The sequence below is a fragment of the Streptomyces sp. NPDC086787 genome (genome assembly GCF_044745865.1).
In the GTDB taxonomy this organism is placed as follows: Bacteria; Actinomycetota; Actinomycetes; order Streptomycetales; family Streptomycetaceae; genus Streptomyces.
Genome location: NZ_JBIVBC010000006.1, coordinates 54157 through 68679, shown reverse-complemented (window position 1 = coordinate 68679; position 14523 = coordinate 54157). Strand labels below are relative to the sequence as shown.

General features: G+C 69.2%; 13 protein-coding genes. 11 read left to right on the top strand and 2 right to left on the bottom strand.

The window, feature by feature from the left end:
- Window positions 1-2: 2 nt before the first annotated feature.
- The 11 genes from ACIPK3_RS16795 to ACIPK3_RS16745 all read left to right on the top strand — a co-directional run bounded on the left by ACIPK3_RS16795 (window position 3) and on the right by ACIPK3_RS16745 (window position 10023).
- On the top strand, window positions 3-1328 hold the full coding sequence (locus ACIPK3_RS16795; RefSeq protein WP_402570331.1) for an MraY family glycosyltransferase: 1326 nt from the start codon (window positions 3-5) through the stop codon (window positions 1326-1328).
- Between the two features lie 279 nt (window positions 1329-1607).
- The gene (locus ACIPK3_RS16790) at window positions 1608-2039 is read left to right on the top strand and encodes a hypothetical protein (RefSeq protein WP_402570329.1); all 432 of its coding nucleotides are present in this window, start codon (window positions 1608-1610) and stop codon (window positions 2037-2039) included.
- A 225-nt stretch (window positions 2040-2264) separates the two neighbouring features.
- Window positions 2265-3095 carry a F0F1 ATP synthase subunit A gene (atpB, locus tag ACIPK3_RS16785; protein ID WP_402570328.1) on the top strand — a complete coding sequence of 277 codons (831 nt, stop codon included), beginning with the start codon at window positions 2265-2267 and terminating at the stop codon, window positions 3093-3095.
- A 74-nt stretch (window positions 3096-3169) separates the two neighbouring features.
- A complete protein-coding gene (locus ACIPK3_RS16780) occupies window positions 3170-3418 on the top strand; it encodes an ATP synthase subunit C (protein WP_018544514.1) in 249 nt (82 codons plus the stop codon).
- Window positions 3419-3456: 38 nt separating this feature from the next.
- Window positions 3457-4002, top strand: a complete 546-nt coding sequence (locus ACIPK3_RS16775) for a F0F1 ATP synthase subunit B (protein ID WP_402570326.1) — start codon at window positions 3457-3459, stop codon at window positions 4000-4002.
- Window positions 3999-4814, top strand: a complete 816-nt coding sequence (locus tag ACIPK3_RS16770) for a F0F1 ATP synthase subunit delta (protein WP_402570324.1) — start codon at window positions 3999-4001, stop codon at window positions 4812-4814. The genes ACIPK3_RS16775 and ACIPK3_RS16770 overlap by 4 nt, the downstream gene beginning before the upstream one ends.
- A 156-nt stretch (window positions 4815-4970) precedes the next feature.
- Window positions 4971-6563: a F0F1 ATP synthase subunit alpha gene (gene atpA / locus ACIPK3_RS16765; protein ID WP_402570322.1), complete on the top strand. Its 1593-nt coding sequence runs from the start codon at window positions 4971-4973 to the stop codon at window positions 6561-6563.
- Window positions 6564-6584: 21 nt separating this feature from the next.
- Complete coding sequence (locus ACIPK3_RS16760) at window positions 6585-7499, top strand: F0F1 ATP synthase subunit gamma (protein ID WP_402570320.1); 915 nt, start codon at window positions 6585-6587, stop codon at window positions 7497-7499.
- Complete coding sequence (atpD, locus tag ACIPK3_RS16755; RefSeq protein WP_402570318.1) at window positions 7499-8935, top strand: F0F1 ATP synthase subunit beta; 1437 nt, start codon at window positions 7499-7501, stop codon at window positions 8933-8935. Before ACIPK3_RS16760 ends, atpD begins: the two co-directional genes overlap by 1 nt.
- A 138-nt stretch (window positions 8936-9073) precedes the next feature.
- The gene (locus ACIPK3_RS16750) at window positions 9074-9448 is read left to right on the top strand and encodes a F0F1 ATP synthase subunit epsilon (protein ID WP_402570316.1); all 375 of its coding nucleotides are present in this window, start codon (window positions 9074-9076) and stop codon (window positions 9446-9448) included.
- Window positions 9449-9576: 128 nt separating this feature from the next.
- Entirely contained in the window at window positions 9577-10023 is a 447-nt protein-coding gene (locus ACIPK3_RS16745) for a DUF2550 domain-containing protein (protein WP_402570314.1), read from the top strand.
- 4 nt (window positions 10024-10027) lie between these two features.
- Here the strand turns inward: ACIPK3_RS16745 and ACIPK3_RS16740 are convergent, their stop codons facing one another.
- Together ACIPK3_RS16740 and ACIPK3_RS16735 are read right to left on the bottom strand one after the other, a co-directional pair.
- On the bottom strand, window positions 10028-11848 hold the full coding sequence (locus ACIPK3_RS16740; RefSeq protein ID WP_402570312.1) for a glycosyl hydrolase family 18 protein: 1821 nt from the start codon (window positions 11846-11848) through the stop codon (window positions 10028-10030).
- 130 nt (window positions 11849-11978) lie between these two features.
- Window positions 11979-14387 carry an ATP-binding protein gene (locus ACIPK3_RS16735; RefSeq protein ID WP_402570310.1) on the bottom strand — a complete coding sequence of 803 codons (2409 nt, stop codon included), beginning with the start codon at window positions 14385-14387 and terminating at the stop codon, window positions 11979-11981.
- Window positions 14388-14523 lie beyond the last annotated feature (136 nt).

Genomic DNA, 14523 nt, shown 5'->3' with positions numbered 1-14523 from the left:
CCGTGCGTGAATACCTGCTGACGCTCTGCATCACGGCCGCGGTGACGTATCTGCTGACAGGGCCGGTACGCAAGTTCGCGATCGTGGCAGGAGCGATGCCGCAGATCCGGGCGCGTGACGTGCACCGGGAACCGACTCCGCGCCTCGGTGGCATCGCGATGTTCTTCGGGTTGTGCGCGGGGCTGCTGGTCGCCGACCACCTCACCAACCTCAGTGAGGTGTTCGTCAAGTCGAACGAGCCGCGCGCGCTGCTCTCCGGCGCGGCGCTGATCTGGCTGATCGGTGTACTGGACGACAAGTTCGAGATCGACGCCCTGATCAAGCTGGGCGGCCAGATGATCGCCGCGGGCGTCATGGTCATGCAGGGTCTGACAATCCTGTGGCTGCCCGTCCCGGGCGTCGGCAATGTGGCGCTGACCCAGTGGCAGGGCACGCTGCTGACGGTGGCGCTGGTGGTCATCACCATCAACGCGGTGAATTTCGTGGACGGCCTGGACGGTCTCGCCGCGGGCATGGTGTGCATCGCCTCGGCCGCGTTCTTCCTGTACTCGTACCGGATCTGGTACTCGTACGGCATCGAGGCCGCCGCACCGGGCACGCTGTTCGCGGCCATCCTGATGGGCATGTGCCTGGGCTTCCTGCCGCACAACATGCATCCCGCGCGGATCTTCATGGGCGACTCCGGGTCGATGCTGCTCGGCCTGGTGCTCGCGGCGGGCGCGATCTCGATCACCGGCCAGGTCGACCCGGACGCGCTCGCGCTGTTCACCGGTTCGGAGAAGGCTGCGGTGCACCAGACGGTACCGGTCTACATCCCGCTGCTGCTGCCGCTGACGATCATCGCGGTGCCGGCCGCCGACCTGGTGCTGGCCATCGTGCGCCGCACCTGGCGCGGCCAGTCGCCGTTCGCGGCCGACCGAGGGCATCTGCACCACCGGCTCCTGGAGATCGGCCACTCGCACAGCAGGGCCGTGCTGATCATGTACTTCTGGTCGGCGCTGATCGGCTTCGGGGCGCTGGCGTACTCGGTGAACTCCGCGTCGATGTGGATCGTGCTCGGGGTCGTCTTCTTCAGCGCGATCGGTCTGATCCTGCTTCTGCTGCCGCGGTTCACCCCGCGCGCTCCCCGCTGGGCCGAGCACTTCGTGCCGCCTCGCTACCGCCGTCGCCGGGCGGCCCGCGCCCTCGCGTCGGAGGCTCCGGGCAGCGTCCGGGAGCAGGAGGCGGGGGAGCCGGTCGGGGTCACGTCGGGTGCCCCGTCCGTCAACGGCGCAACCGCGATTGGTCCTCGTGCGGGTCTCACCAAGGACCGCAAGGTAAGAATCTGACTAGAGCATTGCCAACTCGTGGGGGAGCAAAGACCCCCAATACCAGACAAGCTCCCCTGGTTCTTGCACAGACGGGCACTGTCACTCTCATGTGTGACAGCAAGCACACCCACCAGGTAAAGACCTCATCAAATAGTTTGTGATACGGTTCACGAGAACCCCGGACGGAGCCCAAGGACCGCCAGACAGCGGTCCCTGGGCGTGTGCTCTCACGCACTCAGACCGGGACTACGCTCGTCCATGACGACACCTGCCCCCTGTGAAAGCGGAGTTGCCGCCATGCCGTCCAATGACGCCCGGATCCTGGCCCAGGCCGCCGTACCCACGGCTGCCGTCGGCGCGCTCGTCGCCGTCGTCAGCGCGGTGGTCGCGGGCGGCAAGGGGGCCATCGGGGCGGTCATCGGGACGGTCGTGGTGATGCTCTTCATGGGAATCGGCCTGTACGTGCTGCAACGCACCGCCAAGTCGTTCCCGCAGCTGTTCCAGATGATGGGCCTGATGCTCTACGCGGTCCAGCTGCTGCTCCTCTTCGTCTTCGTCGCCGCCTTCAAGAACACGACGTTGTTCAACCCCCGGGCCTTCGCCATCGCTCTCGTCGTCGCCACCCTCACGTGGATCGGCGCGCAGACGCGTGCTCACATGAAGGCAAAGATCCTTTACGTCGAACCCGACTCGTCGGAGAAGTCCGAGAAGTCGGGCCGCTCGTCGTGAGGGGTAGGGCCGGGATAAAGGCGCACGAGAGATCCTGCTATCGTCCGGTGCCAACTGCGGCATCGCGGGCGCGGGCATCCGAGCTGACGCCTGCTCAATCGCGAGGCGAGATGCCCCACAGCCGCCCCCACACCCGTAACACCAGTCCCGTGCCGAACCGCGGCTGCACGCCGCGCCGACACAACGAGGTTGCCGTACCTATGCGCCACGCTGAAGGAGCCCGCGGTGAGTGCTGACCCGAAGACGCTCGCTTTCGACACGAGCTGCCACCTGCTCGGAAACGACGGGTGCGGCTTCGACACGGTCGCTCCGGGCCTGCACTCGTTCCTGTTCAAGCCGCTCTGGGGCGACGCGGACAGCAACTTGTACTTCAACAAGACGATGCTGCTGGCGCTCCTCGGTTCCATCATCATCGTCGGCTTCTTCTGGGCCGCCTTCGCCAAGCCGAAGGTCGTTCCGGGCAAGCTCCAGATGGTCGCCGAGACCGGGTACGACTTCATCCGGCGCGGGGTCGTCTACGAGACGATCGGCAAGAAGGAAGGCGAGAAGTACGTCCCGCTCGTCGTCTCGCTGTTCTTCTTCATCTGGATGATGAACCTCTGGTCGATCATCCCGATCGCCCAGTTCCCGGTGACCGCGATCATCTCGTACCCCGCGGTACTGGCGGCCATCGTCTACATCCTCTGGGTTTCGCTGACCTTCAAGCGCCAGGGCTTCGTCGGGGCCTTCAAGAACTTCACCGGCTACGACAAGTCGCTCGGTGGCGTCCTCCCCCTGTCGATGACGATCGAGCTGTTCTCGAACCTGCTCGTGCGGCCCTTCACCCACGCCGTGCGACTCTTCGCGAACATGTTCGCCGGTCACACCCTGCTGCTGCTCTTCACGGTCGCCAGCTGGTACATGCTGAACGGCTTCGGCATCGCCTTTTCCGGTGTCTCGTTCCTGATGGTCATCGTGATGACCGCCTTCGAGCTCTTCATCCAGGCTGTCCAGGCCTATGTCTTCGTACTGCTGACCTGCAGCTTCATCCAGGGCGCGCTCGCCGAGCACCACTGAGCGACCCGAACACCCACCCATGTACATCCGGTGGCCAACCCCCACCGGTCATTGAAAGAGAAGGAAGAACCGGCATGTCCGCTCTCGAAACCCTTGCCGCCGGCGTCCAGATCAAGGGCAACCTCGGCTCCATCGGTTACGGTCTCGCCGCCATCGGCCCGGGCGTCGGCGTCGGCATCATCTTCGGTAACGGCACGCAGGCCCTCGCCCGCCAGCCCGAGGCGGCCGGTCTGATCCGCGCCAACCAGATCCTCGGCTTCGCCTTCTGTGAGGCGCTCGCCCTGATCGGTCTGGTCATGCCGTTCGTCTACCCGGCCTCCTGACCCGACCGCCGCGCACCACATAGACGAAAGGCACTGATATGAGCCCCCTGGTTCAGCTGGCGGCTGAGGAGGCCGAAAACCCCCTCATCCCGCCGATCCCAGAGCTCGTCATCGGCCTGATCGCTTTCGTCATCGTCTTCGGCTTCCTCGCCAAGAAGCTCCTCCCGAACATCAACAAGGTTCTGGAAGAGCGCCGCGAGGCCATCGAAGGCGGTATCGAGAAGGCCGAGGCCGCACAGACCGAGGCCCAGAGCGTCCTTGAGCAGTACAAGGCTCAGCTCGCCGAGGCTCGGCACGAGGCCGCGCGCCTGCGCCAGGAGGCTCAGGAGCAGGGCGCCACGCTCATCGCCGAGATGCGGGCCGAAGGCCAGCGTCAGCGCGAGGAGATCGTCACCGCCGGTCACGCGCAGATCGAGGCCGACCGCAAGGCCGCCTCGTCCGCGCTGCGGCAGGACGTCGGCAAGCTCGCCACCGAACTGGCCGGCAAGCTCGTCGGCGAGTCCCTCGAGGACCACGCCCGCCAGAGCCGTGTGATCGACCGTTTCCTCGACGAGCTTGAGGAGAAGGCCGAGGCCGCGCGATGAACGGAGCGAGCCGCGAGGCACTGGCAGCCGCGCGCGAGCGTCTCGACGCGCTGACGGACACCACGTCCACGGACGTGACGCGGCTCGCCGACGAGCTGGCGACGGTCACCGCGCTGCTCGACCGCGAGGTGTCGCTGCGTCGGGTCCTCACCGACCCGGCGCAGGCCGGTGAGGCCAAGGCCGAGCTGGTCCAGCGACTGATCGGCGGCCACGTCGGCGGTCCGACCGCCGACCTGGTGGCCGGGGCGGTGCGCTCCCGCTGGTCGCAGCCCCGCGACCTGGTGGACGCGCTGGAGGAGCTGGCGGACATCGCCGACCTCACCGCCGCGCAGCAGACCGGCAGGCTGGACGATGTCGAGGACGAGCTGTTCCGGTTCGGCCGGATCGTCGCCTCGAACACCGGACTGCGCGCCGCGCTGACCGACCGCAAGGCGGGCGCCGCGGCCAAGACCGAGCTGCTGAACAGGCTGCTCGGCAGCCGGGCCGTGCCGACCACCGAGCGTCTGATGACGCGCCTTGTGACCGCGCCGCGGGGACGTAGCCTGGAGTCGGGACTCGAGTCCCTGTCCAAGCTCGCCGCCGAGCGCCGGGACCGCATGGTCGCGGTCGTCACGTCGGCGGTCCCGCTGAGCGACCCGCAGAAGCAGCGCCTCGGCGCCGCCCTCGCGAAGCTCTACGGCCGCACGATGCACCTCAACCTCGACGTCGACCCCGAGGTCGTCGGCGGGATGCGGGTGCAGGTCGGTGACGAGGTCATCAACGGTTCCCTCGCGGACCGGCTGGAGGACGCGGCCCGCCGCATGGCGAGCTAGCGACACCGCCGGCGACGGCACCTCAGTATTCGAGAACAGCAGTACGTACGCATACGGCCCTGGTTGGGCCGTGCAGAGGATTCACCTCGTTCAGGGGGGAGTCCCCCATCCCCCCAAGTGAAACTTCGGGCCCAACAAGGAGAGCAGGGAACCCAGATGGCGGAGCTCACGATCCGGCCGGAGGAGATCCGGGACGCGCTGGAGAACTTCGTCCAGTCGTACAAGCCGGACGCGGCCTCGCGCGAGGAGGTCGGTACGGTCACCCTTGCCGGCGACGGCATCGCGAAGGTCGAGGGCCTGCCCTCGGCCATGGCCAACGAACTTCTCAAGTTCGAGGACGGCACCCTCGGCCTCGCGCTGAACCTGGAAGAGCGCGAGATCGGCGCCATCGTCCTCGGTGAGTTCAGCGGCATCGAGGAGGGTCAGCCGGTGCACCGCACCGGTGAGGTCCTCTCCGTCGCGGTCGGCGAGGGCTACCTCGGCCGCGTTGTCGACCCGCTCGGCAACCCGATCGACGGCCTCGGCGAGATCGAGACCAGCGGCCGCCGCGCCCTTGAGCTGCAGGCCCCCACGGTCATGCAGCGCAAGTCGGTGCACGAGCCGATGGAGACCGGCTACAAGGCCGTCGACGCCATGACCCCGGTCGGCCGCGGTCAGCGTCAGCTGATCATCGGCGACCGCCAGACCGGCAAGACCGCCCTGGCCGTCGACACGATCATCAACCAGCGCGACAACTGGCGCACCGGCGACCCGAACAAGCAGGTCCGCTGCATCTACGTCGCCATCGGCCAGAAGGGCTCGACCATCGCGTCGGTCCGGCGTGCGCTGGAGGAGAACGGCGCGCTGGAGTACACGACCATCGTCGCCGCCCCGGCGTCCGACCCGGCCGGCTTCAAGTACCTGGCGCCGTACACCGGCTCGGCCATCGGCCAGCAGTGGATGTACGAGGGCAAGCACGTCCTGATCATCTTCGACGACCTGTCGAAGCAGGCCGACGCCTACCGCGCCGTGTCGCTGCTGCTGCGCCGCCCGCCGGGCCGTGAGGCCTACCCGGGTGACGTCTTCTACCTGCACTCCCGTCTGCTGGAGCGCTGCGCGAAGCTCTCCGACGACATGGGCGCCGGCTCGATGACCGGTCTGCCGATCGTCGAGACGAAGGCCAACGACGTCTCGGCGTTCATCCCGACCAACGTCATCTCCATCACCGACGGCCAGTGCTTCCTGGAGTCGGACCTCTTCAACGCCGGTCAGCGCCCCGCGCTGAACGTCGGTATCTCCGTCTCCCGAGTCGGTGGTTCCGCGCAGCACAAGGCGATGAAGCAGGTCTCCGGCCGACTCCGTCTGGACCTCGCCCAGTACCGTGAGCTGGAGGCGTTCGCCGCCTTCGGTTCCGACCTGGACGCCGCGTCGAAGTCCCAGCTGGAGCGCGGTCAGCGCCTGGTCGAGCTGCTCAAGCAGGCTCAGTACCAGCCGATGCCGACCGAGGACCAGGTCGTCTCCGTGTGGGCCGGTACCACCGGCAAGATGGACGAGGTCCCGGTCGCCGACATCCGCCGCTTCGAGACGGAGCTGCTGGAGCACCTGCACCGCAAGGAGCAGGGCCTCATGACCTCCATCAAGGAGGGCGGCAAGATGTCGGACGACACGCTCACCGCCATCGCGGACGCGATCGCGGAGTTCAAGAAGCAGTTCGAGACCTCCGACGGCAAGCTGCTCGGCGAGGACGTCCCGGCCGCTGCCGCCAAGTGACGTAAGGAAGGGACCTGACTCATGGGAGCCCAGCTCCGGGTCTACAAGCGTCGCATCCGATCCGTCACCGCGACCAAGAAGATCACCAAGGCGATGGAGATGATCGCCGCCTCGCGCGTCGTCAAGGCGCAGCGCAAGGTGGCGGCCTCCGCGCCGTACGCGACCGAGCTCACCCGCGCGGTCACGGCGGTCGGTACCGGGTCGAACACCAAGCACCCGCTCACCACGGAGACGGAGAACCCGACCCGTGCCGCAGTCCTGCTCCTCACGAGCGACCGCGGTCTGGCCGGTGCCTTCAACTCCAACGCCATCAAGGCGGCGGAGCAGCTGACCGAGCGCCTGGAGCGCGAGGGCAAGCAGGTCGACACGTACATCGTCGGCCGGCGCGGTGTCGCCCACTACAACTTCCGTGAGCGTGTGATCTCGGAGTCGTGGTCGGGCTTCACCGACGAGCCCTCGTACGCGGACGCCAAGAAGGTCGCCGCGCCCCTGATCGAGGCCATCGAGAAGGAGACGGCGGACGGCGGTGTGGACGAACTCCACATCGTCTTCACCGAGTTCGTGTCGATGATGACGCAGACGGCGCTCGACGCCCGTCTGCTGCCGCTGAGCCTCGAAGAGGTGGCGGAGGAAGCGCCCAAGGGCGAGATCCTTCCGCTGTACGACTTCGAGCCCTCGGCGGAGGACGTCCTCGACGCCCTTCTGCCGCGCTACGTGGAAAGCCGTATCTACAACGCGCTGCTCCAGTCGGCCGCTTCGAAGCACGCCGCCACGCGGCGCGCGATGAAGTCGGCCACCGACAACGCGGGCGAGCTGATCAACACGCTGTCCCGTCTTGCCAATGCGGCCCGCCAGGCCGAAATCACCCAGGAAATCAGCGAGATCGTCGGTGGCGCCAGCGCCCTGGCCGACGCGACCGCGGGGAGTGACCGATAATGACCACCACTGTTGAGACCGCGGCGGCCACGGGCCGCGTCGCCCGGGTCATCGGCCCGGTCGTCGACGTGGAGTTCCCCGTCGACGCGATGCCGGAGATCTACAACGCCCTGCACGTCGAGGTGGCCGACCCGGCCAACGCCGGCGAGAAGAAGGTGCTGACCCTGGAGGTCGCCCAGCACCTGGGTGACGGCCTGGTCCGCACCATCTCGATGCAGCCCACCGACGGTCTGGTCCGCCAGGCCGCCGTCACCGACACCGGCACGGGCATCACCGTCCCGGTCGGCGACTTCACCAAGGGCAAGGTGTTCAACACCCTCGGTGAGGTGCTGAACGTCGACGAGAAGTACGAGGGCGAGCGCTGGTCCATCCACCGCAAGGCCCCGCGCTTCGACGAACTCGAGTCGAAGACCGAGATGTTCGAGACCGGCGTCAAGGTCATCGACCTGCTGACCCCGTACGTCAAGGGCGGCAAGATCGGTCTGTTCGGTGGTGCCGGCGTCGGCAAGACGGTGCTCATCCAGGAGATGATCTACCGCGTCGCCAACAACCACGACGGTGTCTCCGTGTTCGCCGGTGTCGGCGAGCGCACCCGTGAGGGCAACGACCTCATCGAGGAGATGGCGGACTCGGGCGTCATCGACAAGACCGCCCTTGTCTTCGGCCAGATGGACGAGCCCCCGGGCACCCGTCTGCGCGTCGCGCTGGCCGGCCTCACCATGGCCGAGTACTTCCGTGACGTCCAGAAGCAGGACGTGCTGTTCTTCATCGACAACATCTTCCGCTTCACGCAGGCCGGTTCCGAGGTCTCCACGCTGCTCGGCCGTATGCCGTCCGCGGTGGGTTACCAGCCGAACCTGGCCGACGAGATGGGTCTCCTCCAGGAGCGCATCACGTCGACCCGTGGTCACTCGATCACCTCGATGCAGGCGATCTACGTCCCCGCGGACGACCTGACCGACCCGGCCCCGGCCACCACCTTCGCCCACCTCGACGCGACGACGGTTCTCTCCCGTCCGATCTCGGAGAAGGGCATCTACCCGGCCGTGGACCCGCTGGACTCCACGTCCCGCATCCTGGACCCCCGCTACATCGCGGCGGACCACTACAACACCGCGATGCGCGTCAAGACGGTCCTGCAGAAGTACAAGGACCTTCAGGACATCATCGCGATCCTCGGTATCGACGAGCTCGGCGAGGAGGACAAGCTCGTCGTCCACCGTGCCCGTCGCGTGGAGCGCTTCCTGTCCCAGAACACCCACGTCGCCAAGCAGTTCACCGGCGTCGACGGTTCGGACGTGCCGCTGGACGAGTCGATCACCGCGTTCAACGCGATCATCGACGGTGAGTACGACCACTTCCCGGAGCAGGCGTTCTTCCTGTGCGGTGGCATTGAGGACCTCAAGGCCAACGCCAAGGAGCTCGGCGTCTCCTGAGCCCCGTGCTCGTCCGAGAGGGGCAGGACACCTCCTGCGGGGTGACACCCGCGGGGGTGTGTCCGCCCCTCTCGCCACGCCCCCTAGAATTGACCCACACCCGGCACTACCGCCGGGTGGTGACCCGAGGAGCCACCCTTGGCTGCTGAGCTGCATGTCGAGCTGGTCGCCGCGGACCGCCAGGTCTGGTCCGGCGAGGCCACCCTGGTCGTCGCGCGCACCACGTCCGGCGACATCGGCGTCATGCCCGGTCACCAGCCGCTGCTCGGTGTGCTGGAGTCGGGCCCGGTGACCATCCGTACGAACGACGGCGGGACGGTCGTCGCCGCGGTGCACGGCGGTTTCATCTCGTTCGCGGACAACAAGCTGTCGTTGCTGGCCGAGATCGCCGAGCTGTCGGACGAGATCGACGTCCAGCGCGCGGAGCGGGAGCTGGAGCGTGCGAAGGCGGAGGGCGACGCCACCGCCGAGCGCCGCGCGGATGTCCGACTGCGTGCGGCGGCGACGAGCTGACCCAGCGCAGGCTATGACGTAACACTCAGCCGCGGCTGGTACCGGAGCGATCCGGTACCAGCCGCGGCTGAGGCAGATGTGGGTGTTTTTTACGTTCCGTTACCTAAGAGACGAGGAGGTCGGTGTCGATGGTCCTCGCTCTGACTGTGTGCGGAGTCGTGGTGGCGCTCGTGGTGGTGGGGCTGTTCCTGTTCGGCCTGCGCCGCAGACTCATCCAGCGTTCCGGCGGTACGTTCGACTGTTCCCTGCGCTGGGACGTACCGGAGAAACCCGACACGGGCGGCAAGGGCTGGAGCTACGGCGTCGCCCGCTACAACGGCGACCGCATCGAGTGGTACCGGGTCTTCTCCTACGCCTACCGCCCGCGCCGGGTGCTGGAGCGCGGCTCGATCGAGGTGGCCGGCCGCCGGCATCCCGAGGGCGAGGAGGAACTGGCGCTGCTCTCCGACGCCGTGATCCTCGCCTGCGCCCACCGGGGTACGCGCCTGGAGCTGGCCATGAGCGAGGACGCGCTGACCGGTTTTCTCGCGTGGCTCGAGGCGGCCCCGCCCGGACAGCGCGTCAACGTCGCCTAGCCGGTCATGACAGTCCGCCGCTGACGGCGTTCACCAGCTCGCCTCCCGTGGTGTCACCGCTGAACTCCCAGAAGAAGGCGCCGCCCAGCCCCTGGGTCTTGGCCCAGGCCATCTTGGTGCCGATGGTGGCGGGGGTGTCGTACGACCACCAGTTGTTGCCGCAGTGTGCGTAGGCCGTGCCCGCGACGGTGCCGGTGACCGGGCAGGACGTCTTGAGCACCTTGTAGTCCTCGATGCCCGGCTCGTAGGTCCCGGGTGCCGCTCCCGTGGCGGTGCCGCCGGGGGCGTCCTGGGTGACGCCGGTCCAGCCGCGGCCGTAGAGGCCGATGCCGATGAGCAGCTTGTTCGCGGGCACGCCCTGTGCCTTGTACCTGGCGATCGCGTCGGCGGTGGTGAAGCCGGCGGTCGGGATGCCGCTGTAGGAGGTGAGGGGGGAGTGCGGGGCCGTGGGGCCCTGCGGGGCGAAGGCGCCGAAGAAGTCGTACGTCATCACGTTGTACCAGTTGACGTACTGGGAGGCGCCCGCGTAGTCGGTGGCGTCGATCTTCCCGCCGGGCGAACCGTCGGCCGTGGTGGCCGCGGTGACCAGATGGTTCGCGCCGAATTTGGCGCGCAGCGCGGCCATCAGGTTCCTGAAGGCGGCAGGTCCGCTGCTGTCGCAGCTCAGCCCGCAGGCGTTGGGGTACTCCCAGTCGATGTCGATGCCGTCGAACACGTCCGCCCAGCGCGGGTCCTCGACCAGGTCGTAGCAGGACTGGGCGAAGGCGGCCGGGTTTCTCGCGGCCTCGCCGAAGCCGCCGGACCAGGTCCAGCCGCCGAAGGACCACAGCACCTTGATGTTCGGGTACTTGGCCTTCAGCTGGCGCAGCTGGTTGAAGTTGCCGCGCAGCGGCTGGTCCCAGTTGTCCGCGACGCCGCTCACGGACTGGTCGGCGGTGAACGCCTTGTCGTAGTCGGCGTAGGAGTCGCCGATCGCGCATCTGCCGCCGGTGACGTTGCCGAACGCGTAGTTGATGTGGGTGATCTTGGCGGCGGAGCCGGAGGTCACCACGTTCTTGACGTTGTAGCCCCGGCCGTAGATGCCCCACTCGGTGAAGTAGCCGAGCTTGACCTTGTCCCCGGGGTTCGGATTGGTGCCGCCGCCGGTGGTGTGCACGGCGGTGGTGCCGCTGACCGGGCCCGTCTGGTCCGCGGTGTCACGGGCCTGGACGGTGTACGTGTAGTCGGTGCCGGCGGTCAGGCCGGTGTCGGTGTACGAGGTCGTCGTGACGGTCGCGATCTTCGTTCCGTCGCGCAGCACGTCGTAGTTCTTGATGCCCTTGTCGTCGGTCGCGGCGCTCCAGGACAGCTTCGCCGAGGTGTCGGTGACACCGGAGGCGGTCGGGGTGCCGGGTGCGGAGGGCGGCGCGTCGCCCGGGACCGTGGTCCCGTCGCAACCGCCGCCGTTCAGCTTGCAGTTGGCCGGTGAGCCGGTGCCGACGCCGTTGAACCCGAAGGAGACGGAGGCGCCCGGGGCGAGTGTGCCGTTGTAGGACTTGTTCTTCGCGGTCCAGTGGGTGCCCGACGAGGTGACGTCGGCGTCCCAGGCGGAGGTGACGGATGTTCCGGTGGGGAAGTCCCACTGGATGGTCCAGGAGCTGATCGAGGTCGTGCCGGTGTTCCTGACGGTCCACCGGCCTTCGAAGCCGGTGCCCCAGTCCTGGGTCCTGGCGTAGGTGGCGGTGGCGGTAGTGGCGGCCTCGGCCGGGGCGGCGAGCCCGACCAGTCCTGCCAGGGGGAGCAGCAGGCTCGCGAATCCTGCCGCGACTCTGTCTCTGACGCGCATGCGGCGCCTCCCTCTTCTCGGGGATGACAGGGGCATGACTGAGCCTTCATGCCCTTGGTGCCGCGAGAATAGAAAGGTCTGGACCAAGGGTCAATGGGTCTGGACCACTTGGTGTCGGGCGCACTTGGTGTCAGGCGGGCCTGCTCGCCGTGTCGGGGGCCGACGGCGAGGACGACGTCGAACCGGACGGCGAGGGTGAAGCGGAGCCGCTCGGGTTCCCCGTCGGAGTGGAACCGCTCGACGAGGTCGACGGCTTCGGCGTCGTCGGCCTGGAGGTGGGTCTGCTCGTCGTGGGCCTGGGAGGCGTGCTCGGTGAACCGCCCTCCGGTCCCTTCGCACCGGCCGGTTCGGCCGGGCGGCCGTCCGTCGGGGACGTCGGGTCGTCCGTGGCGCCGGGCTTGCCGCTGTGGCCCGGGTCGGTCGGACGGCCGGTCGCCGTACCCGGGTCGGCGGCGCTTCCGGCGCCCTCGGCCGGGTCGACGCCAGGGTCGCCCTGGCCCACGGAAGGGTTGACGCCCACGTTCCCCGAAGGGTCGTCGGCACTGTCGTGGGACGTCATGCCGAGCGTGACCACCGTGCCCAGCACGGCGGCGAGCAGCGTCCCGGCACCGGCCGCGACGAGGTTGCGCCGGGCCGGTCGCCGGACACCGCCGCCCCGGGACTTCGGTGCCGGGGTCCGGCTGGTGACCACGGTGTCGTTCCCACCGCCGGCCGGAAGGGCCGGGAGGACCCGGCCCGGGGCCAACGCCGGCTGCTCGTGACGCGCCTCGGACAGCTCCTCGCCCGCCACCGCCACGCCGGGTCCGTCGCCCGCGCGGTCGGTGACCAGCGCCAGGGCACGGCGCCCGGTGACACCGCCCCGCTTGTCGGCGAGGGCGCCGCGCAGGGCGACGGCCGCCTCCAGCTCGCGCCGGGCCCGGTCGAGCTGCCCCTCGCAGAGCGCGATCACTCCCGACTCGTGCTGGAAATAGGCCTGTTCGGACACGTCCCCGGCCAGCCGGGAGGCCTCCGCGCCGAACCGCAGCGTCCGCTCCCAGGCGCTCCACCGCAGACCGGCGGCGAACGCGGGCCCGGCCGAGTGGGCCAGCAGCACGGCGTCGTTCGCCGCCGCCGCCGCGGCGGCCGGTGCGGTGTCCGGGACCAGGACGCCGAGCGCGGCGAGCACCGCGTCGGCCTCGGCACAGACCCGCTCCGGGGTGACAGAGGGGTGCCCGGTCCACCAGGCGTAGTGCCGGGCGGCGGCGAGGGCGGCGCCGGGCACGTCGTCGCCGTATCCGGCGGCCGTCAGCTGGGCCCGCACCCCGGCCGCGAGCCGGTAGCGCGAGCCGACCGGGGAGACCAGCCCGCAGGCGGCCAGTTCGCCCAGCGCCGCGTCGGCGTGGGTGTCGCCCACCAGGGCGGGCAGATGGGCCTGGTGCGGCACCTCGCCGTCGAGCGCGACGGCGAACCGGAGGGTGGCGCGCGCGGAGGCGCTCAGCCGGGAGGCGAGCAGCGGGGCGGGCGCGGCGGCCTCCCCGAGCGACGGCAGCGGCACTTCCCCGGGATCGACGGGGTCCACGTCCGCGTCCACCTCGGCGTCGCCGGGAAGCCGGACGTCCTCGAAGACCCCCACCACGTCGACCGCTCCGGCGCTGGCCCGCAGCTGGTCGCGCTGCCGCAGCAGCGCGCCCGCCTGGACGAAGCGCAGCGGCAGACCCTCGGACTCGAACCACAGGTCACCGGCCCAGGTGACCTCGTCCTCGGTGAGCACACGGCCGATGGCGTGCTCCAGCAGGTCGACGCCCGCGGCACGGTCCAGGCCCGCGAGAACGACCTCCTCCACACCGGAGCCGTCGGACGGCGCGGGCACCTGGGGGATGGCCGCGACGAGGAAGGCGCACTCGGGAGTGGCGTCGATGAGCTCGTCGAAGGCGGCGCCGCCGAACCCGATGTCGTCGACCACGACGACCGCGCCGATCTCCCGGACCAGCGCGCGCAGTTCGTCACGCTGCGGCCGGTACCGGGGTGCGTCGTGGACCGCGTGGAACAGGTCGTGCAGCAGCTCGTCGGCCGTGCGGCCGAAGCCGCTGAGGCGGACCACGCCGTCGGGGGCGAGGTCGGCACAGTCTTCGGCGACGAGGTCCAGCAGAGCGCTGCGGCCCGATCCGGACGGGCCGGTCAGACGCACGGTGCGGCCGCGGGCGAGCAGCCGTACCAGGCTCTCCCGCTCGTCCTGGCGGGCCAGCAGCGGGAGTGCGGGCAGCGCGGGGCCCGGCGGAACGGGCGGCCGGGCGGCGCGCTCGTTCCGGGCGCGCTCCTCGACGGAGAACCTGGCCGGCGGGCCGGGCCGCTCGGTGGGTGGGCAGGGCTCGATCTCGCTGCCGTCGACGGGATTGAGGGTGAGCAGCAGGTCACCCGCGACGAGCCGCACCGTGCGGACGGGCACGGGCGCGCTCTGGAAGTCCGCCGCGAGAGAGTCCCGGGGCGGGCGCCGGCCCGGCGTGGAGCCGCCGTCGCCGTCCTGGCCGTACCCCTCGGGTGCCCGGTCGATCGGGTCCATAGGCTGCTAACCCCTAAAGCGTCATGTGCCCGTTTCGAGGGTGTTGCTGAGCAGCGGGCGACCGAACCTAAAACCTTCGCACAGTATCTACGACAGGCCCGGGTCGCGCGCCGCTTGCCAGGTCACGGTCTCGTGA

What these genes read in the sequence shown, in the direction of transcription:
- ACIPK3_RS16790 (WP_402570329.1), top strand. Translation starts at nt 1,608, where the DNA reads ATGCCGTCCAATGACGCCCGGATCCTGGCCCAGGCCGCCGTACCCACG.
- ACIPK3_RS16780 (WP_018544514.1), top strand. Translation starts at nt 3,170, where the DNA reads ATGTCCGCTCTCGAAACCCTTGCCGCCGGCGTCCAGATCAAGGGCAAC.
- ACIPK3_RS16775 (WP_402570326.1), top strand. Translation starts at nt 3,457, where the DNA reads ATGAGCCCCCTGGTTCAGCTGGCGGCTGAGGAGGCCGAAAACCCCCTC.
- ACIPK3_RS16770 (WP_402570324.1), top strand. Translation starts at nt 3,999, where the DNA reads ATGAACGGAGCGAGCCGCGAGGCACTGGCAGCCGCGCGCGAGCGTCTC.
- atpA (WP_402570322.1), top strand. Translation starts at nt 4,971, where the DNA reads ATGGCGGAGCTCACGATCCGGCCGGAGGAGATCCGGGACGCGCTGGAG.
- ACIPK3_RS16760 (WP_402570320.1), top strand. Translation starts at nt 6,585, where the DNA reads ATGGGAGCCCAGCTCCGGGTCTACAAGCGTCGCATCCGATCCGTCACC.
- atpD (WP_402570318.1), top strand. Translation starts at nt 7,499, where the DNA reads ATGACCACCACTGTTGAGACCGCGGCGGCCACGGGCCGCGTCGCCCGG.
- ACIPK3_RS16745 (WP_402570314.1), top strand. Translation starts at nt 9,577, where the DNA reads ATGGTCCTCGCTCTGACTGTGTGCGGAGTCGTGGTGGCGCTCGTGGTG.
- ACIPK3_RS16740 (WP_402570312.1), bottom strand. Translation starts at nt 11,848, where the DNA reads ATGCGCGTCAGAGACAGAGTCGCGGCAGGATTCGCGAGCCTGCTGCTC.
- ACIPK3_RS16735 (WP_402570310.1), bottom strand. Translation starts at nt 14,387, where the DNA reads ATGGACCCGATCGACCGGGCACCCGAGGGGTACGGCCAGGACGGCGAC.